Consider the following 26,843-nt stretch of genomic DNA (forward strand, 5'->3'; position numbering starts at 1 on the left):
GTTCCCCCACACCACCCCACCCGGTCTGCCGGGCCTCGGCCTCATCACGCCGACGGCCCGGCCGGCCGGGCTTTGGCGTATACGCCCGGCGGCCGGGAGCGCACGAAAAGCGCTGCGGATCGGGTCCGGCCTGAGATGGTGGACGCATGGCCGATCTGCGAAAAACTCTGGAGACGCACATCAGCAACAGCTCCGTGGCGGGAGCGGTGGGCCTGGTGGCCCGCGCTGACGGGAGCGAGGAGGTCGCGGCCGTCGGGTCCGTCGACGTCGAGGGCACCGCCCCGATGGCCAGGGACTCGATCTTCCGTATCGCGTCGCTGACCAAACCCATCGTCGCCGCGGCCGTCATGATGCTGGTCGAGGAGGGCCGCATCGCGCTGGACGACCCGGTCGGCGAGTGGCTCCCTGAGCTTGCCTCGCCGAGCGTCGTCCGCACGCCGAGCTCGCCGGTGGACGACGTGGTCCCGGCGGTCCGGCCCATCACCGTCTTCCATCTGCTCGCATCCCGTAGCGGATACGGATTCCCGTCCGACTTCTCACTGCCCGCGCTCGCGCCGCTCTTCAGCGAGTTGAAGCAGGGGCCGCCGCAGCCGCAGGCCGTTCCCGCGCCGGACGAGTGGATGGCGGCGCTGTCCCGGATCCCGCTCCTGCACCAGCCCGGCGACGGCTGGCTGTACAACCTCAGTTCCGACCTCCAGGGCGTACTGATCTCCCGGGTCACGGGGCTGCCGCTGCCCGAGTTCCTCGCTGAGCGGCTGTTCGAGCCGCTGGGGATGGCCGACACCGCGTTCTCGGTGCCGCCGGGCAAACTCGGCCGGTTCACCAGCTACTACGCGGCGGGGCCCGAGGCAGGACCCGAACGCGACCCCGGCAGCGGCCTCGAACTGCTCGACACACCCGACGGGCAGTGGAGCACCCTGCCTCCGTTCCCCTCCGGCGCCGGCGGTCTCGTGTCGACGGTCGACGACTGGCTGGCCTTCGGGCGGATGCTGCTGGCCGAGGGCGCGGCGGGCGGGCGCCGGCTTCTCGCACCGGACTCCGTGCGGCGGATGACGACCAATCAACTCACCGAACCCGAGCGGAAGTCCGCCGGTCTGTTCCTCGAAGGAATGGGCTGGGGCTTCGGCGGCTCGGTGGACGTCGAGGCCGTCGAGCCCTGGACTGTGCCGGGACGCTACGGCTGGGTGGGCGGCACGGGCACGACGGCGCACATCACGCCCTCCACCGGCGCGGTCACCCTCATGTTCAGCCAGCTGCAGATGGGCGGGCCCAGCTTCCCCGAACTGATGCGGGACTTCTGGCGATACGCGGCCGGCCCCGACGACTGAGCACGGAGGGTGTCCCCGCGCACCTCACTGCATCTGCCGCCGCACCAGCTCGTGCAGTCGTCCGCCCGTGTCCGCCAACAGCTGTGCCGGTGGCCCCTGTTGGACCACGCGGCCCTCTGACATGACGATGACGCGGTCCGCGTCCAGGACCGTGGAGAGGCGGTGGGCGATGACGACGCGGGTGGCGTTCAGGGCTCGGGTGCTGTCGATGACCGTGCGTTGCGTCTCGTTGTCCAGGGCGCTGGTCGCCTCGTCGAAGAACAGGACCCGGGGGCGGCGGATCAGTGCCTGGGCGATCATCAGGCGCTGGCGCTGGCCACCGGAGACCGCTCCGCCGCCGGAGATCATCGTGTGCAGGCCCATCGGCATGCGTTTGATGTCCTCGGCGAGGCCCGCCATCTCCGCGGCCTCCCACGCCTCCTCCTGCGTGAACGTCTCGGCGCCGCAGATGCAGTCCAGGATCGATCCCGTGAGCGGCTGCGCGTTCTGCAGGACGACGCCGCACTGACGGCGGACGGCGGCCTGGTCGAGGGCGGAGAGGTCCTGGCCGTCGTAGAGGACGCTGCCCGCGACCGGCTTGTCGAAGCCGATGAGGAGGCGGAGCAGCGTCGACTTGCCGCAGCCGCTGGGGCCGACGACCGCGACGAACTCGCCGGGGCAGATGGACAGGGTCACGTCGTCCAGGACCAGGGGGCCGTCGTCCGTGTAGCGGAAGGACACCCCGCGGGCCTCGATCTCGCCCTGCAGCTCACCCGGCTGCGTGCTCGCGCCCCGTACCTCCGGGGCTTCGTCGAGGACCGGCTTGATCTGCTCGAACATGGGGAGGACGGCGGCCGCCGAGATCAGGGCGCCGGTCAGCTGGGTGACGGAGGTGAGGAGCATCGTCACCGCCGTGCTGAAGGTGAGGAACTCCCCCGCCGTGAGGCTGCCGCGGGCCGGGCCGGCCAGGAGGATGAACATGATGAGCGTGCAGAGGGGGAGGTAGACCGAGTTGAGGACCGTCGTGACGTTCTTGATGCGGCCTGCGCGCTGCTGGAGTTCCCGGCTGCGCGCGAACTCCCCCGCCCACGCCGCGTACGCGAAGCTCTCCGCCCCGGCGACACGGAGTTTGGGCAGGCCGCGCAGTGTCTGGAACGCCTGGTTGTTGAGCTTGTTGGAGAGCTCCACCAGGCGGCGCTGCCAGCGCAGTTCCCACAGGCCCAGGGTCAGGAACACCGCCGCGATCACCACCAGCATCCCCAGCGCGGCGAGCGCCAGCGGGACGCTGTAGAGCAGCAGCAGGACCAGGTTCATCGCGCCGATCGTGCCCGCCTGCAGCGCGACCGGGCCGATGCCCGAAAGCACTCGGCGTATCGCGCTGACACCCATCGCGGCGCTCGCCAGCTCACCCGTCGAGCGTGAGGCGAAGAAGCGGGTGGGGAGGTTCAACAGGCGGTCCCAGACCGCTGGTTGGAGGGTGCTTTCCATGCGGCCCTCCATCCGGAGGATGGTGAGGTTCTGCAGGAGCATGAAGGCCGCGGAGACGATGCTCGTGATCATCACCGCCAGGGAGACCTGGACGATGAGGCTCTTCTCGCCGTTCGGGACGAACACGCCGAGCACCTGCCCCGTCGCGATCGGCACCAGCGCGCCGATCGCCACCGTCACCAGACCGGCGATCGCCAGGTTGCGTACGTCGCCGCCGGTGCCCCGCAGGCTGAAGCGGAACAGGCGCCACGGCGTCAACGACCGCTCCGGCAGCGGGCGGTAGAACATGACCGCCTGCGGTTCGAACTCCTCCGCGTTGGTCTTGTCGATGCGCGTGCGCCGTCCGGAGGTGGGGTGCACGGACTCGTAGCCGCCGCGCCGCCACAGCAGCGCGACCGGCGCCCCGCTCGCCGCGCGGTGTCCCACGAGGGGGCCCGTGTTCTCGCGCCACCAGCGCCCGTCGAGCCGCACGGCACGGGTGCGGACGCGCGAGGCCACCGCGACCTGTTCCACCGGGTCGATCCGGTCGCTGACGGCGCCGCCGTCCGCAAGGCCGGACAGTGTGATGCCCGCCGCGTCGGCGACCAGGCGGCAGGCCGCGTACGTCGCGTCGTCACCGCCGCGCGACTCGGTGCGGCGCGCGCCGCCTCTGCCGGAGCGGCCGATGGAGGCGATCAGGGTCCTGTCGGCCTGCTCGCGGACCGTCTCGCCCGCCTTGATGCCGGCGGCGGTGCGGTCCTCGTGGGCCCGCTCCAGGCGTTCGATCCAGCGGTCGAGCGTGGAGAGCAGCCGGTACTGCTGGTTGACCATGCGCTGCCACATGGCGGCGTCGACGAGCAGATCGCCGGTGGCCTCCGAGCTGTAGGCGGAGCCGTACTGCACGCTGCCCGGCGCGACCGGCATCCAGAGGATGTCGTCGTCGGTCACCACGTCGTCGGCCATGGTGCGGCCGTCGAGCGGCGCCTCGAACAGGACCCGGTGGCTGCGTCCGATGCCGAGCGCGAAGGCGTGCTCCAGGAGGCTCAGGGCCTGGTCCTGGGTGTCGTACTGACTGGGGTACTGCTGCTCGTAGGCCCAGGTGTCGCCGTAGTCGGGGCGGTACAGCTCACGCAGCGGTATGCGGCGCAGCTCGCAGCCCTGGAGGGGGCGTCCGACGAGGGTGTGCTGGGGGCCTTCGACGGGGCCGAGGAGCAGGGTGCCCGGTTCCAGGCGGCCGAGGAAGTGCCAGTGCCCCTGCTGCACGGCGTCGACCGCGAAGAGGTCGAGGGCCCCGGCCACGACGAGCCAGAGGACCTGCGGGCCTTCGAGGTGCACGCTGCGCAGGCCCGTGCAGTCGGCCGGGGTGCCGAGCGCGCCGAAGGCGGCGGCGACCGAGTCACCCGTATAGGAGGTGTACTGCTCCGGAACCGAGGTCACCTCAGTGCTCCTTGACCAGGTCGGCGTAGGGTCCGCCCGCGGCGACGAGGTGTTCGTGGCGCCCGCGTTCCACGACCGAGCCGTGGTCGAGGACGACGATCTCGTCGCTGTCGCGCACGGTGCTCAGGCGGTGGGCGATGACCACGCAGGCGCAGCCGCGGCGGCGGAGGTTGTCGATGATGACCTGTTCGGTCTCCGCGTCCAGGGCGCTGGTCACCTCGTCGAGGACGAGGATGCTGGGGCGGCGGACCAGGGCCCGCGCGATCTCCAGGCGCTGGCGCTGGCCGCCGGAGAAGTTGCGGCCGTCCTGTTCGACGCGGCCGTGGATGCCGCCGGGCCTGCGGGCGACGATCTCGTACAGGCAGGCGTCCTTGAGCGCGGCGACGACGGCGGCGTCCGGGATGGAGGGGTCCCACAGCGCGACGTTGTCGCGGATGGTGCCCTCGAAGAGGAAGACGTCCTGGTCGACGAAGGAGACGGAGGCGGCGAGCGCGCCGCGCGGGATGTCCTCAAGACGCTGTCCGTCGATGCGGATCGTGCCCTCCCAGGGGCTGTAGAGCCCCGAGATCAGCCGGGAGACGGTCGACTTGCCGCTGCCCGATCCGCCGACCAGAGCCACCTGCTGACCGGGGCCGACCGAAAGGGAGAAGCCTGTCAGGAGGGGCTTGTCGAGGGGGCTGTAGCCGAAGGTGATGTCGTCGAGGGTGACGTGGCCCTTGAGGCGGCGGGTGCTCGCGGCGGGTTCCGGGCGGGAGTAGAGGGTGTCGACGGGGAAGTTCTCGACGTCCTTGAGGCGGGCGACGTCGGCGCCGAAGTCCTGGATGCGGCCCGCGACGCCGTTGAGGCGCGTGATCGGTGCGGTGAAGCGGGTGACGAGCGCCTGGAACGCCACGAGCAGACCGATCGACAGATGCCCTTCCACCGCGCGCAGGCCGCCGATCCACAGGATCAGCGCGCTGTTGAGTGTCGCGAGGGTCGGCGCGACGATGCCGAGCCAGGCGCTCGGCACACCGAGGCGCTGCTGCTCCTCCAGGGTGGTGGCGTGCTGGCCCGCCCAACGCCGGAAGAAGCCGTGCTCGCCTCCGGTGGCCTTCATCGTCTCGATCAACTGCAGGCCGGTGTACGAGGTGTTGGTGAGCTTGGCGCTGTCGGCGCGCAGCTTCTGGGTGCCGGTGGCCCGCAGCCGGATGACGATCCGCATCGCGACGATGTTCAGGAGGGCGATGCCGACGCCGACGAGGGTGAGCTGGGGGTCGTAGGTCCACAGCAGGGCCGCGTAGAGGAGTACGACGATGCCGTCGACGCCCGCCGCCGTGAGGTCGCGGGCCAGTGTTTCGGCGACCGCGTCGTTGGACGCGAGGCGCTGGACGAGGTCGGCGGGGCTGCGCTGGGCGTAGAAGGTGACGGGCAGGCGCAGCAGATGGCGCAGGAAGCGGGCGCTGCTCAGCGTGGAGGAGATGATGCGCCCGCGCAGCAGATTCGCCTGTTGCAGCCAGGTGAGGACGACGGTGAGCGCCACCATCGCGCCCATCGAGGCGAACAGCGCGCCGAGCAGGGACGTCTGGTCACCGATCAGGAACAGGTCGATGTATGTGCGGCTGAGCGCGGGCAGCGCGGCGCCGACCGCGACGAGCAGCAGGCTGGCGAAGAGCGCGGCGAGCATGGTGCCCGTGGTGCCGCGCAGCCGCGCGGGCATCGCCCGCATGACGCCGGGCTTGCGGCCTCCCGGGCGGAAGTTCTCGCCCGGTTCGAGGACGAGGACGACGCCGGTGAAGCTGGTGTCGAAGTCCTCGGAGGGGACGAACCGGCGGCCCTTGTCGGGGTCGTTGATGTACACGCCGCGGCGGCCGAAGCGGCGGCCCATGCCGTCGTACACGACGTAGTGGTTGAACTCCCAGAAGAGGATCGCGGGGGCCCTCACCTCGGCGAGCGCGGCCGGTTCCATCTGCATGCCCTTGGCCGTGAGGCCGTAACTGCGCGCCGCCTTCAGGAGGTTGCTGGCCCGCGAGCCGTCGCGGGACACGCCGCACGCGATGCGCAGCTCCTCCAGCGGGACATGCCGTCCGTAGTGCGCGAGGACCATGGCGAGCGCGGCGGCTCCGCACTCCACGGCTTCCATCTGCAGGACGGTGGGCGTACGGACGGTCTTCTGCCGCTTGCCCTTCGACGCGGGGCGGGGGGCTGCGGCGCGGCGGCGGCCCCGCTGGGGCTCGGGGCGGTGCCGGCGGCGGCCGCCCGGGGGCGGGAGTTGCTGCTGGTGTGCCGGGGAGGGGTGCGGTGCGGTCACGGAAGCAGCCAATCGATCGGGCGCTGCTCGGCGAGGTGGAAGGCGCCGGTGGCCAGGGTCATGGAGTCGAGCGCGAAGGGCGGGCCGTCCGCGTTCGACCAGGAGTAGCCGGATTTGGTGGCCGACGAGCGTTCGAGCGAGACGAGGACGCCGACGGGTGGCCCGTCCTTGGTGAACTGCCCGGCCAGTTCTTTGTCGCCGAGGAAGCCGCTGATCTTCTGTTCGCTCTGCGCGGTTCGGCCGATCGCCTTCACGCGGCCTCGCAGCATGCCGTACTCCTGCGTGGGCACGGACTGGACCGTGAGGTCCACCGAGGCACCGACGGGGACGGTGGCCGCGCTGTCGGCCGGGACGTAGAGCATCGCGAGGAGGGGGTCGTCGCTGCCCGACACGCGCTCGACGGTCGCGACGTCCGCGCCGGTGGTGACGACGGTGCCGATCCGGGCGACCAGTGTGCTGACGCGGCCGGCGGCGATGGATCGCACGACCTTGTCGCCCTGGTCCGTACGGACCTTGAGCACGGGGGCGCCGGCGGCGACCCGCTTTCCCTCTTCGGCGAGGACACGCGTCACCTGCCCGGTGACGGGGCTCTGCAGGACGTAACTGCCCTGGCCGTGGGTGAGGATGCCGGGTGCGCGGAGCGTGGAGGAGACCGAGCCGGTCACGGCCCAGACGCTCGCGGCGGCCATGACGACGACGGTGACGGCGAGCACGAGCAGGCCCTGGGGTCGGGCGTAACGCACCGGCAGGTCGAGTTCCTCGGGCGACTGCAGCTTGGACAGGGCCTGTTGGCGGAACTGCACGGAACGCTTCCCTTACTTTGCCTGTGGCGTCCGTGAGCCCCGGAACCAATGGTTCCGGGGCTCACGAATCATGGCGTCTCAGTGAGCTTCAGCTCAGAGACCAGCGGTCAGGCCGGAGGCCAGGCCCGTGACGGCGCCGGTGTTGAGACCGGTCACGCCCTCGACGGTGCCGACGACGCCGCCGACGACGCCCGAGACGGGGGCGATGGAGTCAACGGTGCTGGTGACGTTGCCCGCGACACCGGCGACGAGGCCACCGGAGACGTTGTCGAGGTCGGCGTCGGAAATCTCGAGGGTCTCGACCTGGGGGGTGTAGTTCATGGTGTGAGCTGCCCTTCTCATGAATGGTGCAAAGGTGTTTCCAACACTGCGGAACCTGAAGTGCGAATTCCGCGGTGGCGAGGATCAAAGCACGTTCGCAGCTCGTACATCCAATCGACGACGTGACGTCCGATGGCGCTCGTGGCATCGAATCACCGCTGCGTGCAGGCATGTTCACGGCACGGGAGCAGCTCCTTCACAAGCTTCACAGACGGAAATCCCACGTGCGGAAGGACTCCCTCCACCAAAGCGGACACTCTCGCACCAAAGCGAAAGTTCTGTGGTCAATACACAAGGGCTTCGCGTGGAGTATTCGCCGAATAGCGTGACTGGGCTGCGCATTCGATGTGCAGATTCATTGAAGGCGTGCCGAATCGTGGCCGAAGGGGACACCGGGGCCGGGACGCGGGAGTCGGCCGCCCGGTAGCCACCGGGACTCCGCGGGGCGTCATAATTGCGGCCATGCGGATCTCAGCCAGGGCGGACTACGCGGTACGTGCCGCGCTACAACTCGCCGCGTGCCAGGAAGGCGGGCCCCTGAAGGCCGAGGCCATCGCCGACGCACAGGAGATCCCGCACAAGTTCCTCGAGGGCATCCTCAACGACATGCGGCGCGGCGGTCTCGTCCTGAGCCAGCGCGGCGGCAACGGCGGCTACCGCCTGGCCCGGCCCGCCGACGACATCAGCATCGCGGACGTCATCCGCGTCGTGGAGGGCCCCTTGGTGTCGGTGCGCGGTGTGCGCCCTCCGGAGCTCGCCTACAGCGGGCCCGCGGAATCACTGCTGCCGCTGTGGATCGCGCTGCGGGCGAACGTCCGCCAGATCCTGGAGGGCGTATCCCTCGCCGATGTCGCGGGCGCCCGACTCCCCACGCCGGTCACGGCGCTCGCCGAGGATCCCGCGGCCTGGACGAACCCTTAGCCGCGGGGCGCCTGGCGCCGGTTGCGCGGGTGGTTGCGAGCCATGCGTTCGTTGCCGTGCTTGTACGCGCCGGTCCAGCGCGCCATCACCAGTTGGGCGTCGCCCGACTCCACCTCGGCGAGGAACTTCTCGGCGCGCGCACCGCGCAGCGTGCCGGCCGTGCGTCCGTGGTGAGTGATCGTCACGGTGGCGTCGGAGTGCTGCTCATAGGTGAAGCCGGCAGGTCTTGGCATGGTCGGATGCTAGGCGTGGCGCCTGTCGTTACGTAACCGAATTTCGGGTGCGCCTTGGGGCGATCGGCTCAGATCGACTCCCGTCGGCTCCCGTCGGCTCCCGTCGGCTGGAGAGGCCGACACCCAGGGACCCCTTCTCCGTTCCAACTCGCGAGACGCAGTGGTCCGCCCCTTGAACACCCCCTTGTCGCGGCGGGAGTTCGCACCCACCATTCCTATCAATCAGGTAGGAAAACTAGGAATCTGTGAGGCGTCCCCGTGACAACGCTGATCCCCACCGCCTCGCCGCGCGTCGTCCGGGAGCTCGCCGACGACCTCGCCGTCGACGCGGACCTGCGCGACCGTGCGGGCAAACCTCCGCTCGACGAGGTGGCGCGGCTGCGCGAGGCGGGACTGCCCGCACTCCTGACGCCGCCCGGCCAGGAGAGTCAAGGCGGCCGGCCGGGCCAGGACGGCCTGCACGGCCGGGGCAGCGACTGGCGCACGGCCTGTACGGCGGTCAGGGATATCGCGGCGGCGGACAGTTCCATCGCCGAACTCCTCGCGCACCACCACGCCCTGTCGTGGAGCCCGCGTCTCTTCGGCACGCCCGAGGAGGCCGCGGCGCTCGAACTGCGCGCCGTACACGAGCAGTGGCTCTGGGGCGGTGACATCGAACTGCCGGACGCGCGGACGAGCGCAGGACTCGCCCTCACCCCGGCCGCCGACGGGTATGTCCTGCACGGCAGGCGGCCCTTGACCGCGGGGGCAGCCGTGGCCGACCGGCTCGTCCACACGGCGCGGCGCACGGACAGCGGCGAGTGGGTGGTCGTCCACGTGGACCCGGCCCATCCCGGCGTCTCCGCCGAGCCGGCGCACGATCTGCTCGGGCAGCGCCTGAGCGGTGCGGGCGGCGTCACGTACGACGATGTGCCGGTGGCCGCGCACCAGGTGCTCGGCACGGTGTCCGTGGACGAACACGAGATCTCACCGTTCACCGCGCTCGCCCCGCTGGCCCGCCGACTCCTGCTCGTCCAGGTCGGCCTCGGCAACGCGCAGGGCGCACTCGCCGAAGCGCGGGACATCAGCCGCGCCCTGCCGCGCCCCGCCTCGACGGGGGCTCTCGACACCCGCGGGGACTGCGGACCGCCCCCCATGGACCCCTATCTGCTGCTCGCCTACGGGGAGTTGGCGACGGCCGCGCACAGCGCGACCGCGGTGGTGGAGCGCGCGACGGAGGCGTTGGCCCAGGGCCTGGAGACGGGGCCCGCGCTCGGCGCCGACGAGCGTGCCGACATCGCGTTCCTCGTGAGCGCGGCCGAAGCGGTCACCACCCGGTCCGCCCTGCACATCACCACCCGCGTCCTCGAACTCACCGCCGACACGCCCTCCCCCACGGCCGACCCCGGGCTCGACAGGTTCTGGCGCAACGCCCGCGCCCTGACCGCCCACAGCTCCACGGCCCACCGCCTGCGCGACATCGGGGAGCACTACCTCAACGGGTTTCAGTAGACGTCCACCTCGGCCTTCGGGTAGATCTCGGTCGAGCACGACGTCCCGCACGCAAGGCCGAGAGGGAAGCACCCGTTGAACACCGGCAGTTATTACGAGCCCATCGACGAGCACCGTTACAAGCCCACCGCCCACGCCGGTGGTGCCTGGGACACCGACGAGCAGCACTTCAGCCCGCTCGGCGGGCTCATCGTCCACGCCATCGACCGGCAGCTGGCCACCCGGCCTGACAACGGCCTGGTCCTGTCCCGGATCAGCTTCGACATCCTCGGGCGCCTCGCCCTCGACGAGTGCGAGATCCGCGTGGAGACCCTCAGGCCCGGCCGCACCATCGAACTGGTCGAAGCCGTCGTGCTCATGGCCGACCGGCCGGTGGTACGGGCACGGGCCTGGCTCCTCGCCTCCGGCGACACCAGTGCCGTGGCGGGCGGCGGCGCCGACAGACTCACCCCTCCCGAGGAGCTGGCGTCCTGGCCCATGGCTTCCGTGTGGCCGGGCGGGTACATCGCCTCCGTGGATGTCCGCCCCGTGTCACCCCCGCAGCCGGGCCGTACGACCGCGTGGATCTCCACCGCCCTCGACCTCGTCGCCGGGCAGACCGCGAGCCCCCTCGCGTCCTACATCGCGCTCGTGGACACGGCCAACGGCATCGCCGTACGGCAGCCGCCCACGGCCTGGATGTTCCCCAACGTCGACCTCACCGTCCACCTCCACCGCAGGCCGGAAGGCGGCTGGACGGGACTCGACACCACGGTGACCTTCGGCCCGACCGGCCAGGGCATCACGAGCACCGTCCTGCACGACGTCCGCGGCCCCGTCGGGCACGCGCAGCAGATCCTCACGGTTCGCCCGCTGTGACGACGCGTGTTGCGTCCATGACATCGTCACAAGTTCGACCCACGACGTTCATACAGTGATGCGCCCACCCGTGCCACTCTCCCGTTGGCCCACTTGTCAACTCGCGTAGACCGCACGCCCTGTTGAGGGGTTGCGCGGTGCGCGCGGGTCTTCCGGGAGAGGACACCCCCCACATGCCCGTCCCTCACATACGTCGCTGGAAACCGCTGGCCATGACGGCCGCCGCGGTCCTTGTCGGGATCACCGTCCCGGCCGCCGCCGACGCCGCGACCACGGACCCCACTCCGCCCGCGGCGGCCGCCTCCGCCTATGACGACACGTACTACAAGGACGCGGTCGGCAAGACCGGTCCGGAGCTCAAGAGCGCCCTGCACACCATCATCAGCGACCAGACCAAGCTCTCGTACGACCAGGTCTGGGACGCGTTGAAGGTCACCGACCAGGACCCGGCCGACAGCGGCAACGTGATCCTGCTCTACACCGGCCGCTCGCAGAGCAAGGACAGCAACGGCGGCGACCCCGACCAGTGGAACCGCGAGCACGTGTGGGCCAAGTCCCACGGCGACTTCGGCACCGCGACCGGCCCGGGGACCGACATCCACCACCTGCGGCCGACGGACGTCTCGGTCAACAGCACCCGTGGCAACAAGGACTTCGACAACGGCGGCAGCGAGGTCGGCGAGGCGCCCGGCAACTACACCGACTCCGACTCCTTCGAGCCGCGTGACGCCGTCAAGGGCGACGTGGCCCGCATGATCCTCTACATGGCCGTGCGTTACGACGGCGAGGACGGCTTCGCCGACCTGGAGCCCAACGACAAGGTCGACAACGGCAGCGCCCCCGCCATCGGTCGCCTTTCCGTGCTGAAGCAGTGGAGCGACGAGGACCCGCCGGACACGTTCGAGAAGAACCGCAACCAGGCCATCTACGACAAGTTCCAGCACAACCGCAATCCGTTCGTCGACCACCCCGAGTGGGTCGGGGCGATCTGGTAGATCACGGTCGCCGGTGGTGGCAGCGGCCTCCGGACTGCTGCACCACCACCGGCAACTGACAGGCCGTCAGGAGACGACGTCACCCAGCGGCTTGCCCTCCAGATGGCCGAGGACGTTCTGGATCGCGGCGAGGCCGATGCGGACGAGTGTCTCGCGGGTGACGCCCGCGACATGCGGGGACAGCACCACGTTCGGAGCCTTCAGGAGACGCAGCGCGGCCGTGGGCGGTTCGGGGTCGAAGACGTCGATGCCCGCCCCGGCCAGCGTGCCGGCCGTCAGGGCGTCGGCCAGGGCGTCCTGGTCGATGAGCGCGCCTCGCGAGGTGTTGATGACGAAGGCCGTCGGCTTCAGAAGGGCGAGGCGCCCGGCGTCCAGGAGGTGGCGGGTGTCCTCCGTGAGCGGTGCGTGCAGGGTGACGTAGTCGGACGTGCGGAGCAGTTCGTCGAGTTCGACGTGGCGCGCGCCGCCGAGGGCGGCCTCCTTCTCCGCTGACGCCGGCCTCGGCCCCGCGTAGACGACGCTCATGTCGAACGCGACCGCACGGCGGGCGACTTCCTCGCCGATGTGGCCGAGTCCCACGATGCCGAGCGTCTTGCCCGAGAGCTCCGTGATCGACTGCTGGAGGCGCGGCAGCGCCCAGTCGGCCTCGGTGAGAGCGGTGTGCGCCGGGATCAGCTGCTTGGCGAGGGCGAGCATGAGGGCGAAGGTCTGCTCGGCGACGTTCTGCTTCTCGGCGCCGCTGGAGCCGATCGAGCAGACGAGGATTCCGCGGGCGCGGGCGGCGTCCACGTCGACGTAGTCGAAGCCGTGGCTCGCGCATTGGACGACTTCCAACTCCGGTGCCGCCGCGATGTGTTCGGCGGTGACGGGGGCGAGGCCCGTGATGATGACGTGTGCGTCGCGCAGGGCCGCGGGATCTTCGTCGGCCGACTCGACGACGGTGACATGCGCCGACGCGGGAAGCAGCCCGGCGAGTGCGCCTCCCGCGGCACGGCCGCCCACGTGGGGCGAGACGATGGCGAGGACGTTCTTCACGGCGGTCATGCGGTCTCCTCGATCAGGTCGTCGCGGGTGAGGGAGGCGGGCCCGGCGTGCCCGGAAAGGGCGAGGGTCAGGTCGAGTTCGGCGAGCAGGCACCGGATCACATGGTCGACGCCCGCCTGACCGTCGAGGCCGAGCCCATAGGCGTACGGCCGCCCCACCAGGACGGCCTGGGCACCCAGTGCGAGCGCCTTGAAGATGTCGTCGCCGGTGCGGATGCCGCTGTCGAACAGGACGGAGAGCCGGTCGCCGACCGCCTCCACGACTCGGGGCAGCGCGTCGGCCGCCGCGACGGACCCCGCGACCTGGCGGCCGCCGTGGTTGGAGACCACCACCCCGTCCATGCCCTCGTCGGCGGCGCGGCGTGCGTCGTCCGGGTGCAGGACGCCCTTGAGCACGATCGGGCCGTCCCAGTTCTCGCGCAGGAAGGCCAGGTCCGGCCAGGTTTTCGCGGGGTCGGCGAACATGCCGACGAAGTGCATCACGGCGGCGTTCGGGTCCTCGTGCACCGGCTTGGCGAGGCCGGCCCGGAACGCCGGGTCGCTGAAGTAGTTGGCGGTGCCCACGCCGTGCAGGAAGGGCAGATACGCCTGGTCCAGGTCGCGCGGGCGCCAGGCGAGGAGCGGGGTGTCGAGCGTGACGACGAGCGCCGTGAAGCCCGATGCCTTCGCCCGGTCCAGGAAGCTCTTGGTGACGTCACGGTCCTTGGCCCAGTACAGCTGGAACCACCGCTGCGCGTCCCCCATCTCCTCGGCGACGTGTTCCATGGGAGTGCTGGAGGCCGAGGACAGGATGTACGGGACGCCACGGGCCGCCGCCGCGCGGGCGGCGGCCGACTCACCCTCCGGGTGCATGATCGACAGGACGCCGATCGGTGCGAGGGCGAGCGGCGCGGGCAGCCGGTGGCCGAGCACCTCCACGGACAGGTCGCGCTCGTGTACGTCGCGCAGCATGCGGGGCACGATCCGGCGCCGTTCGAGCGCCTGGCGGTTGGCGCGGGCGGTGCTGCCGTTGCCTGCGCTTCCCGCGACATAGCCGACCGGGCCGGGGCCGAGCCGCTGCTCGGTCAGCTCCTCCAGGCGGGTCAGGTCGGTGGGCAGGCGCGGCACGGCGCCCGTCATGCCGTTGAGGTAGATCTCGTACTGGAAGTCCGCCCAGTTCGGCGTCGTCATGTGGTGGGTCCCGTCCGGTGGCCTTGAGACTGCGTGGGGCTGTGCTGTCGCCGTGTGACTGTGCGAGAGGAAGCACGGTCCACCTGACGATCCTTGCCACCGTGACAAGCCCCGTCCATGGCCGTACGCGCCTTTTTCGGAGGGACCAGCGCCCTGCGACGGAGCGCAAAAGGGGCCACGGCTGCGACGCCGTGGCCCCCAGGGTCAGATCACCAGATCCTGACCCGCTCCGTCCGGTCCAGCCAGAGGCCGTCGCCGGCCTTCGTGCCGAACGCCTCGTGGAACTCGTCGAGGTTGCGGACGATGTTGGCCCGGAATTCCGGCGGCGAGTGCGGGTCGATGGTGAGGTACTGCTGCTCCTGCTCCTTGCGGCGCTTGGTGCGCCAGCAGTAGGCCCAGTTCATGAAGAGCCGCTGGGACCCGGTCAGACCGTCGCTCGTGGGCATCGGGTCGCCGTCGAGCGCGATCTTGTACGCCGTGTGCCCGATGGTCAGGCCGCCCAGGTCGCCGATGTTCTCGCCCACGGTCAGCGAGCCGTTGACGAACTCGCCGGGGAGATTGCGGGGGGAGAAGGCGTCGTACTGCTTGACCAGCGCCTTCGACTTCGCCTCGAACGCGGTCTTGTCGGCCGCCGTCCACCAGTCGTTGAGGTTGCCCGCGCCGTCGTACTGCGCGCCCTGGTCGTCGAAGCCGTGGCCGATCTCGTGGCCGATGACCGAGCCGATGCCGCCGTAGTTCTCGGCGGAGTCCGCGTCGGGCGAGAAGAACGGCTTCTGCAGGATGCCCGCGGGGAAGCAGATCTCGTTGGTGCCCGGGTTGTAGTACGCGTTGACCGTCTGCGGCAGCATGAACCACTCGTCGCGGTCGACCGGCGCCCCGATCTTGGCGAGCTGCCGGTCGGACTCGAAGGCCGCCGCCGCGTGCGCGTTGCCGAGCAGGTCGTCGGCGGAGACTGCGAGGGCCGAGTAGTCGCGGAAGGTGTCGGGGTAGCCGATCTTGGGACGGAAGGTGGCGAGCTTCTCGTAGGCGCGCTCCTTCGTCTCGTCCGTCATCCAGTCCAGGCGGGCGATCGACTGGCGGTAGGCCTCCAGGAGGTTGGCGACGAGGTCGTCCATCAACGCCTTGGAGCTCGGCGGGAAGTGCCGCGCCACGTACTCCTTGCCGACGGCCTCGCCGATGGAGCCCTCGACAAAGGCGACCGCCCGCTTCCACCGGGCGCGCAGCTCCGGCGTGCCGTTCAGGGTGCGGCCGTAGAACTCGAAGTTGTTCCGGACGAACGCGTCCGTGAGGTACGGCGCGCAGGAGCGCAGGACCCGGACCAGCATCCAGTCGCGCCACTGCTCGATCGGCACCTCGTCCAGGACGGCGGACAGGTGACGGAAGTAGGACGGCTGGCGGACGCACGTCTCGGCGATCGTGGCGTCCGAGCCGCCGAGCCCCTCGACGAAGGCGCGCCAGTCGAAGTGCGGTGCCAGGGTGATCAGTTCGTGCAGGGTGAGGAGGTTGTACGTCTTTTGCACGTCACGCGTCTCGGCCCGCTCCCAGTGCCCTGCGGCGAGCCGGGTCTCCAGGGCGAGGACCGACTGCGCGGCCTCGGCGGGCGACGCGTGCTGCCCCAGCGTGAGCAGTTCGGTGAGGTGGGCGACGTACTTCTCGCGGATCTCGGCGAACTTCTCTTCGCGGTAGTACGACTCGTCGGGCAGGCCGAGGCCGCCCTGGAGGAGGTTGAAGAGGTAGCGGTCGGAGTCGCGGTCGTCCGTGTCGATGTACGAGCCGAAGAGACCGGAGCCGCCGGTCCGCTCGAAGCGGCCGAGGAACGCCGCGAGCTCCCGGGTGTCCCGCAGGCCCGCGACCTCGTCGATCAGGGGCTGCGCCGGGGCGAGCCCGCGGGCGTCGATCGCCTCCTCGTCCATGAAGGAGGCGTACAGCGTGGCGATCTTGCGCGCGTCATCCGGGGCGGCGCCGGACGTCGAGGCCGACGCCAGGTCCTGGATGATCACCTTCACTTGTTCCTCGGCCGTGTCGACCAGCTGCACAAAGGGGCCCCAGCTCGAGCGATCCTCGGGGATCGGCTCGTTCTCCAGCCAGTGACCGTTGACGTGGCCGAACAGGTCGTCCTGCGGCCGGATCTCGGGGTTCATGCCCGCGCGGGCGTCATCCAGCATGCTCATTCACGCACCCTACGCGGACACGCCGCCCGAGCACGATCGGCTTGTACGGCCGGCCAGGCCTCAGCCGCCGCCGTACTCCCGCAGATGCCGCGCCGCCACCGTCCCACCGCGGCCGGCAGGTCGGTGGGCAATTGCCGTCCCAGGACGCCCAGTTGGTATGGACATGACCTGAGGCGGCTCCTATGCTCCGCCTGAACTCATCGTGAGAGCGCTCTCATCACCCCTGTTCCTCCCCACCCCGATGGAACGACAGAAAGGGCACTGCCGTGAGACGCAGAACCGGAGTCCGCATCGCCTTCTCCTCCTTGCTCCTGGTGGGCACGTGGGCGAGCGCATCGCTCACCTCCACCGCCGGGGCGGCCCCCGCGCCCGCCGCTCCCCCGGCATCCGCGGGCATGCTCACCGCCCTGCAGGACGACCTCGGGCTCACAGCGGGCCAGGCCCGCGACCGCCTCGCCGCCGAGAAGAGTGCGACCCGCGTCGACCGCGCGGCGCGCAAGGCGGCCGGATCCGCGTACGCCGGCTCCTGGTACGACGCGGGCACCGAGAAGCTGACCGTCGCCACCACCAGTGCGCGCAAGGCCGACGCCCTGCGCGAGACCGGCGCCACCGTCCGCGTCGTCAGCCACAGCGCGAAGGAACTCGACGCCGCCAAGGCGCGCATCGACTCCCTGACCGCGCCCAAGGGCGTGAGCAGCTGGCACGTGGCGCCGCGCAGCAACACCATCGTGGTGAACGTCGTCGCTGCTCAGAAGGACGACAACGATGTCCGACGGTTCGTCGACCGCGCCCGGAAGGCCGGCCCCGTCCAGGTCGAGACCGTCGCCAAGGCGCCGAGCACCTTCGCCGCCGGCACCGTCGGCGGAGACCCCTACTACACCGGCAACGTCCGCTGCTCCATCGGCTTCTCGGTGCACGGAGGTTTCGTCACCGCGGGCCACTGCGGGCAGACCGGCGCCGCGGTGCGCGGCTGGGACAACTCGAACATCGGCAACTTCCAGGGCTCTTCGTTCCCCGACAACGACTACGCGTACGTCAGCGTCGGCAACGGCTGGTGGACCGTGCCGGTGGTGCTCGGCTGGGGCACCGTCTCCGACCAGCTCGTCCGCGGCTCGGCGGAAGCACCCGTCGGAGCGTCGATATGCCGCTCCGGCTCCACCACGCACTGGCACTGCGGGACCGTCCTCGCCAAGAACGAGACCGTCAACTACAGCCAGGGCGCCGTCCACCAGATGACCAAGACGAGCGTCTGCGCCGAACCGGGCGACTCCGGCGGCTCGTTCATCAGCGGCGACCAGGCCCAGGGCGTCACATCCGGCGGCTGGGGCAACTGCAGCGGCGGCGGCGAGACCTGGCACCAGCCCATCAACGAGATCCTCGGGCGCTACGGCCTCACCCTGCACACCGCCTGACGGCGCGGGCCGCGCCGGGCCCGCGGGAGGGCCCGGCGCGTACGCCGCTGCGGTGAGTCCTGGCGGCTGGATGGCCCTAACGGGGTTCACCGCCCGCGCCCCGGAGGAAGGACTGCGGCTGCCACTGCCAGGAACGAACTGCTCCCGGAACCGCGCGTCCGGGGGCGAACGGAGAACCGCGATGACAGCAACGTCCGGGGCCCGCCGCCGCGCCCGCATCGGCACCAGACTCCTCGCCACGCTCGCCGTGGGCGCGCTCACCATGGGCGCCGCGTACGAGAGCGCACGGGGGGACGCCGGGGCCCCGCCGCCCGAACGGTCGCCCTTCACCGGGCAGACGGCGGATCAGGGACCGGTCCTCGCGGTGAAGTTCGACAACGCGCGCACGGCCCGGCCGCACACCGGCCTCGCCCAGGCGGACATCGTCTACGTGGAGAAGGTCGAGGGCGGCATGAGCCGCCTGATGGGCGTGTACTCGAGCCGTCTGCCGCAGGCCGTCGGCCCGGTGCGCAGCGCCAGGGAGTCCGACATCGAGCTGCTTCGGCAGTTCGGCCGCCCGGCCCTCGCCTACTCGGGGGTGCGCAGCGCGCTCAACAAGACGCTCAGGGATTCACCGCTGTACGCCCGGCCGTTCGGCAGCGTGCCGGGCGCCTACTTCCGTGAAGCCGGCCGCACCGCCCCGCACAACCTCTTCGTGCGCCCCGAGGCGGTCCTTCGCTCGGCCCCGAAGGCCGACCGCGCCACCGACATCGGCTTCCGCTTCGGCCCGGCCCCGGCCGGCGGCGCCCCCACGTCGGCGCGGACGGTCCGCTACTCCTCGGCGAGCCACACCTTCAACTGGTCGCCGCGGGAGGGCCGCTGGCTCGCGTCGTTCGACGGGGCGCCGGCCCGCAGCACATCGGGGGCGCGGCTGGGAGCGAAGACGATCGTCATCCAGCACGTCGACATGCCCCCGTCGCGCTTCAAGGACGTCAACGGCGCCGCGACCCCGTACATCAAGACGGTGGGCAGCGGCAGGGCGACCGTCCTGCGGGGCGGCAAGGCCTATGAGACGCGCTGGAAGCGGTCGAGCCCCGAGAGCGGCACGTCCTTCACGCTCTCCAACGGACAGCGGATGCCGTTTGCTCCCGGGCAGGTCTGGATGGTCTACGCGGACCGCTGACCCGGCCGGCCAACCGGCCCGCTTCGGACAGGCGTCAGCCCGGTGACCGTGATCGGTCACCGGGCTGACTGCGTGCTCCTCGCGGAGCGTCAGTTACTCAGTCGCTCAGCCGCTCAGCCGCGTACGGACTCGAGTTCCCGGTCCTGGTCCTCCTGGCGCGCCGTGGGGAAGTCGCCGAGCTGCTTGTGCAGCTTCTCGCCCTCCACGTCGACGTTCGGCAGGGCGCGGTCGAGCCACTTCGGCAGCCACCAGGCCTTGTTGCCCAGGAGGGCGAGCACGGCCGGGACGATCGCCATGCGGACGACGAAGGCGTCGAAGAGGACGGCGATGGCCAGGCCGAAGCCCATCATCTTGATCATGTCGTCGTTCTCCATGATGAAGCCGGAGAAGACGCTGATCATGATGACCGCCGCGGCGGCGACGACCCGTCCGCCGTGCGTGAAGCCCGTGACGACGGCCTCACCGGGACGCGCTCCGTGGACGTATGCCTCCCGCATGCGGGTCACGAGGAAGACCTCGTAGTCCATCGCGAGACCGAACACCACGCCGATCATGAAGATCGGCATCATGCTCATGATCGGGCCCGGCTGGTCCACGCCGACGATGTCCGCAAGCCAGCCCCACTGGAAGACTGCGACGACGGCGCCGAGCGCGGCGGCCACCGACAGGAGGAAGCCGAGCGCCGCCTTGAGCGGTACGAGGACCGAGCGGAAGACCAGCATCAGGAGCAGGAAGGCCAGGCCGACGACGAGTCCCAGGTAGGGAAGGAGCGCGTCGTCCAGGGTCTGCGAGAAGTCGATGGTCATGGCGGTCGCGCCGGTGACCAGGACCTCGGAGTTCGTCTTGTCCCCGAGCCCGTCGACCGTGGAGCGGATCTCCTTGACGACGCCCTCGGTCTTGTGGTCGCTCGGGCCGGTCTTCGGTACGACGTTGAAGATCGCGGTGTCGTCGGACTTGTTGCCGTTCGCCGGCGTGACGGCGGCGACGCCGTCGATCTTGGCGATCTCCTTGCCGACGGTGCCGGCCGCTGCGGCCGCACCCTTGTCCTTGTCGGTGTCGACGGTGACCATCAGCGGGCCGTTGAAGCCGGCACCGAAGGACTCGGACAGCATGTCGTAGGCCTTGCGCTGCGTGGTGTCCGGCGCCGACGTGCCCTCGTCGGGCAGGCCGAGCTCCAGGCTGGTGGCCGGTACGGCGACCACACCGAGGCCCACCACGGCGAGCAGGAGCACCGGGATCGGGCGGCGCAGCACGAAGCGCGCCCAGCGCGTGCCGAGCTTCGGCTTGGCGTTCGGGTCCTGCAGTTCGCTCACGGGCTTCTTGCGGTCCTTGCGGCGCAGCACCTTCTTGCCCGCGAAACCGAGCAGCGCGGGGATCATGGTGAGCGCGATGAGGACGGCTATCGCGACCGTGCCGGCCGCGGTCAGGCCCATCTTCGTGAGGATCGGGATGTTGACGATGGCGAGGCCGGAGAGTGCGACGATGACGGTGAGTCCGGCGAACACCACGGCGGAGCCCGCGGTGCCGGTGGCACGGCCCGCGGCCTCCTCCGGCTCGCGCCCCTCGGCGATCTCCGCCCGGAAGCGGGAGACGATGAAGAGCGCGTAGTCGATGCCGACGGCGAGGCCGATCATCATCGCGAGCGTCCCGGTCATGGCGGAGAGGTCGAAGACGCTGCCGAGGGCCGCGATGCCCGAGACGCCGATGCCCACGCCGATGATGGCGGTCAGGAGCGGCATGCCCGCGGCGACCATCGAGCCGAAGGTGATGAGCAGGACGACCGCGGAGACCGCGATGCCGATGAGTTCGGCGGAGCCGCCCATCTCCTGCTCGGCCATGACGGCGTCGCCGCCGGTCTCGACGGTGAAGCCCGTCTTGCGGGTGTCGTCGGTGGCCTTGGTCAGCGCGTCACGCGCCTTGTCGGTCAGCTCGGTGGCGGCCACCTTGTACGTGACGGAGGCGTACGCGGTGGTGCCGTCCTTGCTGACCGCGTTGGCCTTGTACGGGTCGGCGACCTCGGAGACCTGCGGACCGGCGCCCAGGGTCTTGACCAGCTTCTCGACGTCGCCCTTGGGGCCGGAGTCGGTCAGCTTCTCGCCCTCGGGGGCGCGGATGACCACACGCGCGGTGGCGCCCTCGGCGCTGGCCGCGGGGAACTTCTCGTCGAGGAGGTCGAAGGCCTTCTGCGACTCGGTCCCCGGCATGGAGAAGGAGTCCGCGGGCGGTGCGGGCGCGGCGGACGCGGAGAAGCCGACACCGGCGAGCAGCACCACCCACATCAGTGCTACATAGCGGCGTCGCCTGAAGGCGAGGCGGCCCAGTTTGTACAGGAACGTAGCCACGGCGAAGGGGCTCCCGTCGGTTTCGGCAGGCGGAGTGAGACCCCCCGGGAGCACGATCAGCGCATGTCAGGGCGGTCAGCAGGTTCCTTTCAATAGTCCAGGCACGCCCCGGCCCAGAAGTCAGACTGAGAGCCGGACTCTGCGCCCACGGACGCTGTAGTGCCGTGCACGCTCAGTCATCCTCGGGGAGGAGATGTGATCAGGATGTGTAGGACCCACACCGAGCGCCCGGCCGCCGGAGGCTTGGCCTCCGTACCGTGGGGCATCCGTTCACCACGGAACAACTCGCCCTTATAACACCCCAATAGGAGAGATAAGGTGTCGAGTCAGCTCTCAGATACTTGTCATCACCATCCAGGAGAACCTTCGTGACTCTCGCCACCGCGCCGTCTGAAGCCGCCCCGTCGCCGGAGGTGCCCGAGCCGGTGGCCCGGGACGCCCGCGAGTTCGGTGCCTACGCGCGCACGGGCGGCTGGGCCTTCGCCCTGAAGGTGGCGCGCAGTGTGCGCCCCGGTGGGCAGGGCGCCGACGAGACGCCGAAGATCTCGGCGAAGGAGTTCAGCGATCTCGCCGGCTGCTCGGCCGAGCGCGTCATGCGCTACTACAAGGCCTGGGACAAGGCCGCTGACGACGGCCTCGTACCCCACTTCGAGGCACTCACGCCCGGCGAGGACATCGAACTGCCCGACTCCGACGTCTGGTTGACGTACTACTCGGCGCGCTCCAGCGCCCTGTCCCAGCGCGGCACCGCGATCACGGAGGCCGCCGAGGCCGAGGGCATCCGCCCCACCAAGGCCCTGGAGGTCGCGGAGAACCCCACCGCGCTGCGGGCCGCGATCCTCGCCGACCCCGGGACGGCGGAAGCCGCGCGGCGCGCGCTGATGGACCGGCTCGACGAGGACCCGGCGCTGCGCACCGAGCTAGTCCGCGACATCGTGCGGGCCGACGACCTCAAGAAGGCGGTCGCCGCCGAGGCGAAGGCGGGCGACCGCGTCGACTACGTACGCCAGATCGTCGACAAGGGGCAGGTCAAGACGCCGGCGGGCCAGCTGATCGACGCGCCCGCCGAGCTGAAGGAGGAGGCCGAGCGGCATCTGTCCCTCATCGACGAGCTCGACGAGGGCGAGGACTCCGGCGAGTGGGCGCGGGAGGCCTACGACACCGTGAAGGACCTGGTCGCCCAGACCGTCCAGAGCGACCCGCAGCTGCGGGTGCAGGAGCGGCGGGCGAAGTTCTACAGCAGCCTGCAGAAGGCGACGAAGGTCTTCGAGGAGCTGACCTTCGACGACGCCGAGGTCGAGGACGTCTACGAGGACGACATGCTGCGGCGCCTGGAGGAGCTGCAGCAGTCGATCGCCGCGTGCATCACGGCGCTGCAGGCGGCGACAACTCCTCCCGCATCCGCTTCCGCTTCCGCGGGAGACTCCGCTCCCGTGGGGGACTCCGCGGCGGTCGGGGACTCCGCGCCCGCGGCGGACGGCAGCTGACGGCCCGGCTTTTTCGCGGCGACCCCCTCCCTCCCCGTACATCCCGATGATGACCATGGCCTCGCCCGTAGCCCTGGAGTCGTACGGCATGACCCATACGCGGAGGGATTCGCCGCACCCCGCCTCGCTCGTAGCTTCTTGATCAACGTACGGAGACCGGCGTACGGAGTTGATCGAGAGGTCATGGATCTATGCACAGCAAGGCATTCGCGCCCGAGTACCAGGGCGAGTTGGGCGCGGCACTGGGAGTGAACTCCTCCTACGAGGAGGTGCTGACGGAGGCGGGCCGCGCCTTTACCCGGGCGGACACCGCACTGGAGAGGGCGCGGGCCGCGCTCGCGCTCGCCGAGGCGAACCGGCGGCTCGGCCAGGTCGACGACGCGGGTCGCGCCTGGCGGCAGAGTTACCGCAGCGCACGCGTCGCGGGGGACGCGGGCGCCATGGCCTGGGCCCTGTGGAGCGGCGGCACGCTCGCCCGCCAGTGCGGCCAACTACGGCTCGCCCGCAGGCTGTTGACCTGGGGGGTGGCGCTTGCCGCCGACAGCGGCGAGCGGCTCGCGCACGGCTACGCGCTCGCGGGACTCGCCGAGACGGGCCGCATCCAGGGTGACTACGCCGCGGTGGCCGCCCTGCACGAGCAGCTCCTGGAACAGGGCCGGGCGCACGGCGAGGCGCGGCACATGGTGTGGGCGATGTCCGGCATCGCCCAGATGCGGCGGAACACCGGCGACTACACCGAGGCGCTCGAGTTGTTCGAGGAGTGTGTGCGGATCGCGACGGATGCCCGGGACGCGCGGGGGCGCGCCTGGTCCCTGCGCGGGGTCGCCGACGTCCTCTCACTGCGGGGCGACACGGAGAAGGCGCTGGCGCTGCTCTCGGAGGCGGAGGTCATCTGCCGCGCGATGGACCTGGCGAGCGCGCTCGCCTACAACCACAAGATGCGCGGCAACGTCCTTTTCCGGAACGGGAGTTACGAGGCGGCGCGCGAGATGTACGCCATCGCCCTGGAGGAGTTCGACGCCATGCGCGAGCCGCGCGGCATGGCGCTGTCCCGGCTCGGCCTGGTCAAGTCACGGGCCAGGCTCGGCCACGACCGCACGCAGACCCTGGCCGAACTCACCAAGCTCGAAGCCGACTTCGCACACATAGGCCTGCGCCAGGCACGGGAGGCCGCATCCGACTTCCGCGCCGAACTGACCGGGGAACTGAGCGCGGCGTAGGGCGGCGCGGGCGTTGGGGTGAGGCGCGGGGGGCGGTGTGAGACGCGGGCGGGGTGAGGCGCGGATGCCGGAGAGGCGCGGACGCGGGGTGAGGCGCGGCGCGGCGTGAAGCGCGGCGCGGCGTGAAGCGCGGCGCGGCGTGAAGCGCGGCGCGGCGTGAAGCGCGGGCGCGGCGTGAAGCGCGGCGCGGCGTGAAGCGCGGCGCGGCGTGAAGCGCGGCGCGGCGTGAAGCGCGGCGCGGCGTGAAGCATGGGCGTCTAGGTGAAGTTGGACGCGGTGTGAGGCGCGCGCCGCTGGGAGCGCGGGCGTCTAGGTGAAGTTGCGCGCGGTGCGGGGCGAGCGCTGCGGGAAGCGGGGGCCTCCGGGGGTCACCGTGTTGGTGTCAGGCGGATGCCCACCGTTCCGCTCGTGCCGCGTCGGAGCTTGCTGCCGAGCAGGGTGAGGCGGCCGACGAGGCCGTACTTGCGCGCGATGAGGGTGCGGTAGCGCGCCGTGACCTGCGGATCGCAGATCTCGGCGGTGGCGGGGAGCTGTTTCCCGGTGGGGTTGCCGCGCAGGTCGCAGGGGCCGATCAGGACATCGGCGCGGTTGCGGATCCGCTTGACCTTCCAGGAGTCGGCGACCGTCCAGACACCGAGCGCGGCACCGTCCTCGACGACCCAGACGGGGCTCGGCACCGGAGTGCCGTTCTTGCGGTAACTGGTGACGAGCAGATACTTCCCGGCGCCGAGCCCTGCCCGCGCTGCCTCGTCCACTTGACCGCTCCCGACCTCTTGTTGACTCACGTTCGGACCATCGACTGTGCGGATGGTACTCGTGAACCGTTCAGCGCCGACAGGAGGCCCGGCGCTCCGCGATATCAGCAGACCGTGCCGGGCCGACTCGCGGTGGCCCTGAGGAGGTCGCGCAGCAGGTCGAAGTCGATCTCCTCCGGCTTGCGGAAACGCAGACAGCCCTTGCCCATGTCCTGGTGGGCCAGGCGGTCCGCGAAGGCCTCGCGGACGTCGGCGCGCATCAGATAGAAGGAGATGTACTGCTTTTGGCTCGCGAAGGCGATCTCTGCGGCGCCCTCCCGTTCATAGGCGGGCATTCCGTACGCCATGACCTCCTCGAAGCCCTTCAGCTCCGCGCGGCACAGTTCCCGCAGCCGGGTCAGGGCGTCCCTGCGCCCCTCGGGCACCTCGGCCAGATACCCGGCCACGTCGTCCGCTTCGCTTCGCACCATTCCCCGAGGTTAGCGAGGGCGGCGCGCCGTCGCCGCCTTTACATCGGCGGTGGCGCGGGCGCGGGCCCAAGCGTCGTCGTGCCCGGCGTGGCCCGGTGGGCGAGGCCGGTGCGGTAGGCGTCCATGGCGGCTTCCGTCCGTCCCGTGCGGCGGAGCAGATCGCCGAGGAGGCAGCACAGGCCGGCCACGTCCCCCACCGCGCCCGCGCGTTCGAGCAGCGGCAGGGCGGCGCGGTAGTGCTCCTCGGCGGCGTCCGTGTCACCGCACTCCTCCGCGATGACACCGAGCAGCCGGTGTGCGGCGCCCCTGTGCACCGCGCCGCGCCCGGCCCGCAGAGCCGGGGCTTCCGGCGCCCGGGGTCCGGCGGACAGGAGGGGTTTCAGCAGCGCCTCGGCCTCCCGGATCCTGCCGCGCCTGCGCAGCACGTCCGCGAGTTCCACCTCGACCTGTTCGGCGTAGAGCGCGGCCCGCTTGGTGGTGAGCATGTCGTGCGCGGTGCGCAGTTCCCTCTCGGCGCGCTCCAGGTCGCCGTCCTGGGCGTGCACGTAACCCCGCATCCAGTGGCAGTGGGCCAGCTCGGTGCGAATGTGCAGCTGCTGATAGAGATCCTGGGCCTTGGCCAGGGAGGCGTCGGCCTCGGCGATCCGGCCCTGCGCGATGAGCGTACGGGCCACCCCGCGATGCATTCCGGCGAGCAGGGCCGGGTCGTCCACGCGCGGAGCGAGCGCGAGGGCCAGCTCGGCGGCGTGCGCGGCGCGCTCGTGGGCGCCCATGTCCATGTACGGGGCGATGGACGCCGAATAGAGGAGCAGCAGGGCTTCGGGGTCGTGCAGGCCCGCGGCATTGAGCTGGTCGAGCGCGGTCTCCAACAGGTGGCAGGCGTAGCGGAGTTCACCCGTGAGGCGGTGGGCGTTGGCTCGGCCGCGGATGGCGGGGACGCGGCGCGGCAGCGGCTCGTCGGCGAGCAGCCGCTCCACCGAGGCGAAGCACTCGTGCGCGTCGTCGAGGTCCCCGGATTCGAGGAGGCAATCACCGAGGCCGAGGAGCGCGGCGGCCCGCTCCCCCACAAGGCCGTGGGCGACGGCTTCGGCGCCCAGGCCACGGAAGAGGGTGGCGGCGTCCTCGGGAGACCCGGTGGCCAGGGCGCGCTGCGCGTCGGTGAGGCGCAGGCGCAGCTCCGTGGCGAGATGGGCCGGCCGCCCCGTCGCGAGCTCCTCGGGGGTGACGCCGAGCCGCTGGGCCAGGTGCCGGAGGGCGGCCTCGGAGGGCTTCACCCTGCCCGACTCCAGCGTGGAGACGTAGGCAGGCGTGTACGCGGGCTCGGCCAACTGCCGTTGCGTGAGACCGAGTTCCGTACGCAGCCGCAGGACGCGGCGCCCGATCGCCACGGGTTCGTCCAGCCCTGCGCCCACCGGTCCGCTCTCCGTCATCTCTTCCTCTCCGGGTCAGCTCGACATCCGTCCAGGCCTGGAACACGCCCACTTGGGAGCC

At 70.9% G+C, this 26,843-nt stretch carries 21 protein-coding genes; 9 read left to right on the forward strand and 12 right to left on the reverse strand.

Going from position 1 to position 26,843, the window contains the following annotated elements; translation table 11 throughout:
• Positions 1-146 precede the first annotated feature (146 nt).
• Entirely contained in the window at positions 147-1,328 is a 1,182-nt protein-coding gene (locus tag ACIBCK_RS23925) for a serine hydrolase domain-containing protein (RefSeq protein ID WP_399393320.1), read from the forward strand.
• A gap of 24 nt (positions 1,329-1,352) precedes the next feature.
• Here ACIBCK_RS23925 and ACIBCK_RS23930 read toward each other — a convergent pair whose 3' ends face one another.
• The 4 genes from ACIBCK_RS23930 to ACIBCK_RS23945 form a co-directional block, all read right to left on the reverse strand.
• On the reverse strand, positions 1,353-4,211 hold the full coding sequence (locus tag ACIBCK_RS23930; protein ID WP_399393322.1) for an NHLP bacteriocin export ABC transporter permease/ATPase subunit: 2,859 nt from the start codon (positions 4,209-4,211) through the stop codon (positions 1,353-1,355).
• 1 nt (position 4,212) lies between these two features.
• Positions 4,213-6,498 carry an NHLP family bacteriocin export ABC transporter peptidase/permease/ATPase subunit gene (locus ACIBCK_RS23935; protein WP_399393324.1) on the reverse strand — a complete coding sequence of 762 codons (2,286 nt, stop codon included), beginning with the start codon at positions 6,496-6,498 and terminating at the stop codon, positions 4,213-4,215.
• Entirely contained in the window at positions 6,495-7,301 is an 807-nt protein-coding gene (locus ACIBCK_RS23940; RefSeq protein WP_399393325.1) for an HlyD family efflux transporter periplasmic adaptor subunit, read from the reverse strand. Before ACIBCK_RS23940 ends, ACIBCK_RS23935 begins: the two co-directional genes overlap by 4 nt.
• 93 nt (positions 7,302-7,394) lie before the next feature.
• A complete protein-coding gene (locus ACIBCK_RS23945) occupies positions 7,395-7,622 on the reverse strand; it encodes a type A2 lantipeptide (protein ID WP_249585724.1) in 228 nt (75 codons plus the stop codon).
• A gap of 462 nt (positions 7,623-8,084) precedes the next feature.
• Between ACIBCK_RS23945 and ACIBCK_RS23950 the strand changes: the two genes are divergently transcribed.
• A complete protein-coding gene (locus ACIBCK_RS23950) occupies positions 8,085-8,543 on the forward strand; it encodes an RrF2 family transcriptional regulator (RefSeq protein WP_399393328.1) in 459 nt (152 codons plus the stop codon).
• On the opposite strand, the gene ACIBCK_RS23955 is transcribed toward ACIBCK_RS23950, so the two are convergent.
• Positions 8,540-8,776, reverse strand: a complete 237-nt coding sequence (locus tag ACIBCK_RS23955) for a hypothetical protein (protein WP_399393330.1) — start codon at positions 8,774-8,776, stop codon at positions 8,540-8,542. The genes ACIBCK_RS23950 and ACIBCK_RS23955 overlap by 4 nt on opposite strands.
• A 258-nt stretch (positions 8,777-9,034) precedes the next feature.
• Here ACIBCK_RS23955 and ACIBCK_RS23960 point away from each other — a divergent pair, with 258 nt between their 5' ends.
• The 3 genes from ACIBCK_RS23960 (at position 9,035) to ACIBCK_RS23970 (ending at position 12,120) form a co-directional block, all read left to right on the forward strand.
• The gene (locus ACIBCK_RS23960) at positions 9,035-10,267 is read left to right on the forward strand and encodes an acyl-CoA dehydrogenase (protein ID WP_399393332.1); all 1,233 of its coding nucleotides are present in this window, start codon (positions 9,035-9,037) and stop codon (positions 10,265-10,267) included.
• A 75-nt stretch (positions 10,268-10,342) separates the two neighbouring features.
• Positions 10,343-11,125: a thioesterase family protein gene (locus ACIBCK_RS23965; RefSeq protein WP_399393334.1), complete on the forward strand. Its 783-nt coding sequence runs from the start codon at positions 10,343-10,345 to the stop codon at positions 11,123-11,125.
• 212 nt (positions 11,126-11,337) lie between these two features.
• Positions 11,338-12,120 (forward strand): endonuclease I family protein, encoded by a 783-nt coding sequence (locus tag ACIBCK_RS23970; protein ID WP_399393912.1) that lies wholly within the window; start codon positions 11,338-11,340, stop codon positions 12,118-12,120.
• A gap of 66 nt (positions 12,121-12,186) precedes the next feature.
• Here the strand turns inward: ACIBCK_RS23970 and ACIBCK_RS23975 are convergent, their stop codons facing one another.
• The 3 genes from ACIBCK_RS23975 to ACIBCK_RS23985 all read right to left on the reverse strand — a co-directional run bounded on the left by ACIBCK_RS23975 (position 12,187) and on the right by ACIBCK_RS23985 (position 16,504).
• Entirely contained in the window at positions 12,187-13,164 is a 978-nt protein-coding gene (locus tag ACIBCK_RS23975; RefSeq protein WP_399393336.1) for a 2-hydroxyacid dehydrogenase, read from the reverse strand.
• Entirely contained in the window at positions 13,161-14,333 is a 1,173-nt protein-coding gene (locus ACIBCK_RS23980) for a lactate 2-monooxygenase (protein ID WP_399393338.1), read from the reverse strand. The genes ACIBCK_RS23975 and ACIBCK_RS23980 overlap by 4 nt, the downstream gene beginning before the upstream one ends.
• A gap of 209 nt (positions 14,334-14,542) precedes the next feature.
• Entirely contained in the window at positions 14,543-16,504 is a 1,962-nt protein-coding gene (locus ACIBCK_RS23985) for a M13 family metallopeptidase (protein WP_399393340.1), read from the reverse strand.
• Positions 16,505-16,770: 266 nt separating this feature from the next.
• On the opposite strand from ACIBCK_RS23985, the gene ACIBCK_RS23990 reads away from it, so the two are divergent.
• The gene (locus tag ACIBCK_RS23990) at positions 16,771-17,916 is read left to right on the forward strand and encodes a S1 family peptidase (RefSeq protein WP_399393342.1); all 1,146 of its coding nucleotides are present in this window, start codon (positions 16,771-16,773) and stop codon (positions 17,914-17,916) included.
• Between the two features lie 181 nt (positions 17,917-18,097).
• Positions 18,098-19,078: a DUF3048 domain-containing protein gene (locus ACIBCK_RS23995; protein ID WP_399393345.1), complete on the forward strand. Its 981-nt coding sequence runs from the start codon at positions 18,098-18,100 to the stop codon at positions 19,076-19,078.
• A 113-nt stretch (positions 19,079-19,191) separates the two neighbouring features.
• Here ACIBCK_RS23995 and ACIBCK_RS24000 read toward each other — a convergent pair whose 3' ends face one another.
• Positions 19,192-21,420, reverse strand: coding sequence for an MMPL family transporter (locus ACIBCK_RS24000; RefSeq protein WP_399393347.1), 2,229 nt, complete (start codon positions 21,418-21,420; stop codon positions 19,192-19,194).
• Positions 21,421-21,788: 368 nt separating this feature from the next.
• Here ACIBCK_RS24000 and ACIBCK_RS24005 point away from each other — a divergent pair, with 368 nt between their 5' ends.
• Together ACIBCK_RS24005 and ACIBCK_RS24010 are read left to right on the forward strand one after the other, a co-directional pair.
• A complete protein-coding gene (locus tag ACIBCK_RS24005; RefSeq protein WP_399393349.1) occupies positions 21,789-22,907 on the forward strand; it encodes a hypothetical protein in 1,119 nt (372 codons plus the stop codon).
• A gap of 191 nt (positions 22,908-23,098) precedes the next feature.
• On the forward strand, positions 23,099-24,127 hold the full coding sequence (locus tag ACIBCK_RS24010; protein WP_399393350.1) for a tetratricopeptide repeat protein: 1,029 nt from the start codon (positions 23,099-23,101) through the stop codon (positions 24,125-24,127).
• Between the two features lie 368 nt (positions 24,128-24,495).
• Here ACIBCK_RS24010 and ACIBCK_RS24015 read toward each other — a convergent pair whose 3' ends face one another.
• From ACIBCK_RS24015 to ACIBCK_RS24025, 3 genes are all read right to left on the reverse strand, one after another.
• The gene (locus ACIBCK_RS24015) at positions 24,496-24,882 is read right to left on the reverse strand and encodes a PPOX class F420-dependent oxidoreductase (protein ID WP_399393352.1); all 387 of its coding nucleotides are present in this window, start codon (positions 24,880-24,882) and stop codon (positions 24,496-24,498) included.
• 104 nt (positions 24,883-24,986) lie between these two features.
• Positions 24,987-25,352 carry a DUF1801 domain-containing protein gene (locus tag ACIBCK_RS24020; protein WP_399393353.1) on the reverse strand — a complete coding sequence of 122 codons (366 nt, stop codon included), beginning with the start codon at positions 25,350-25,352 and terminating at the stop codon, positions 24,987-24,989.
• A gap of 38 nt (positions 25,353-25,390) precedes the next feature.
• The gene (locus ACIBCK_RS24025) at positions 25,391-26,782 is read right to left on the reverse strand and encodes a helix-turn-helix domain-containing protein (protein WP_399393354.1); all 1,392 of its coding nucleotides are present in this window, start codon (positions 26,780-26,782) and stop codon (positions 25,391-25,393) included.
• Positions 26,783-26,843 lie beyond the last annotated feature (61 nt).

It is taken from the genome of Streptomyces sp. NPDC051218, assembly GCF_044455475.1.
GTDB lineage: Bacteria > Actinomycetota > Actinomycetes > Streptomycetales > Streptomycetaceae > Streptomyces.

Coding starts and splice junctions, on each gene's coding strand:
- ACIBCK_RS23945 (WP_249585724.1), bottom strand. CDS start 7,622: ATGAACTACACCCCCCAGGTCGAGACCCTCGAGATTTCCGACGCCGAC.
- ACIBCK_RS23975 (WP_399393336.1), bottom strand. CDS start 13,164: ATGACCGCCGTGAAGAACGTCCTCGCCATCGTCTCGCCCCACGTGGGC.
- ACIBCK_RS23950 (WP_399393328.1), top strand. CDS start 8,085: ATGCGGATCTCAGCCAGGGCGGACTACGCGGTACGTGCCGCGCTACAA.
- ACIBCK_RS23985 (WP_399393340.1), bottom strand. CDS start 16,504: ATGAGCATGCTGGATGACGCCCGCGCGGGCATGAACCCCGAGATCCGG.
- ACIBCK_RS23980 (WP_399393338.1), bottom strand. CDS start 14,333: ATGACGACGCCGAACTGGGCGGACTTCCAGTACGAGATCTACCTCAAC.
- ACIBCK_RS23955 (WP_399393330.1), bottom strand. CDS start 8,776: ATGCCAAGACCTGCCGGCTTCACCTATGAGCAGCACTCCGACGCCACC.
- ACIBCK_RS24020 (WP_399393353.1), bottom strand. CDS start 25,352: ATGGTGCGAAGCGAAGCGGACGACGTGGCCGGGTATCTGGCCGAGGTG.
- ACIBCK_RS23925 (WP_399393320.1), top strand. CDS start 147: ATGGCCGATCTGCGAAAAACTCTGGAGACGCACATCAGCAACAGCTCC.
- ACIBCK_RS24025 (WP_399393354.1), bottom strand. CDS start 26,782: ATGACGGAGAGCGGACCGGTGGGCGCAGGGCTGGACGAACCCGTGGCG.
- ACIBCK_RS23970 (WP_399393912.1), top strand. CDS start 11,338: ATGACGGCCGCCGCGGTCCTTGTCGGGATCACCGTCCCGGCCGCCGCC.
- ACIBCK_RS23995 (WP_399393345.1), top strand. CDS start 18,098: ATGACAGCAACGTCCGGGGCCCGCCGCCGCGCCCGCATCGGCACCAGA.
- ACIBCK_RS24010 (WP_399393350.1), top strand. CDS start 23,099: ATGCACAGCAAGGCATTCGCGCCCGAGTACCAGGGCGAGTTGGGCGCG.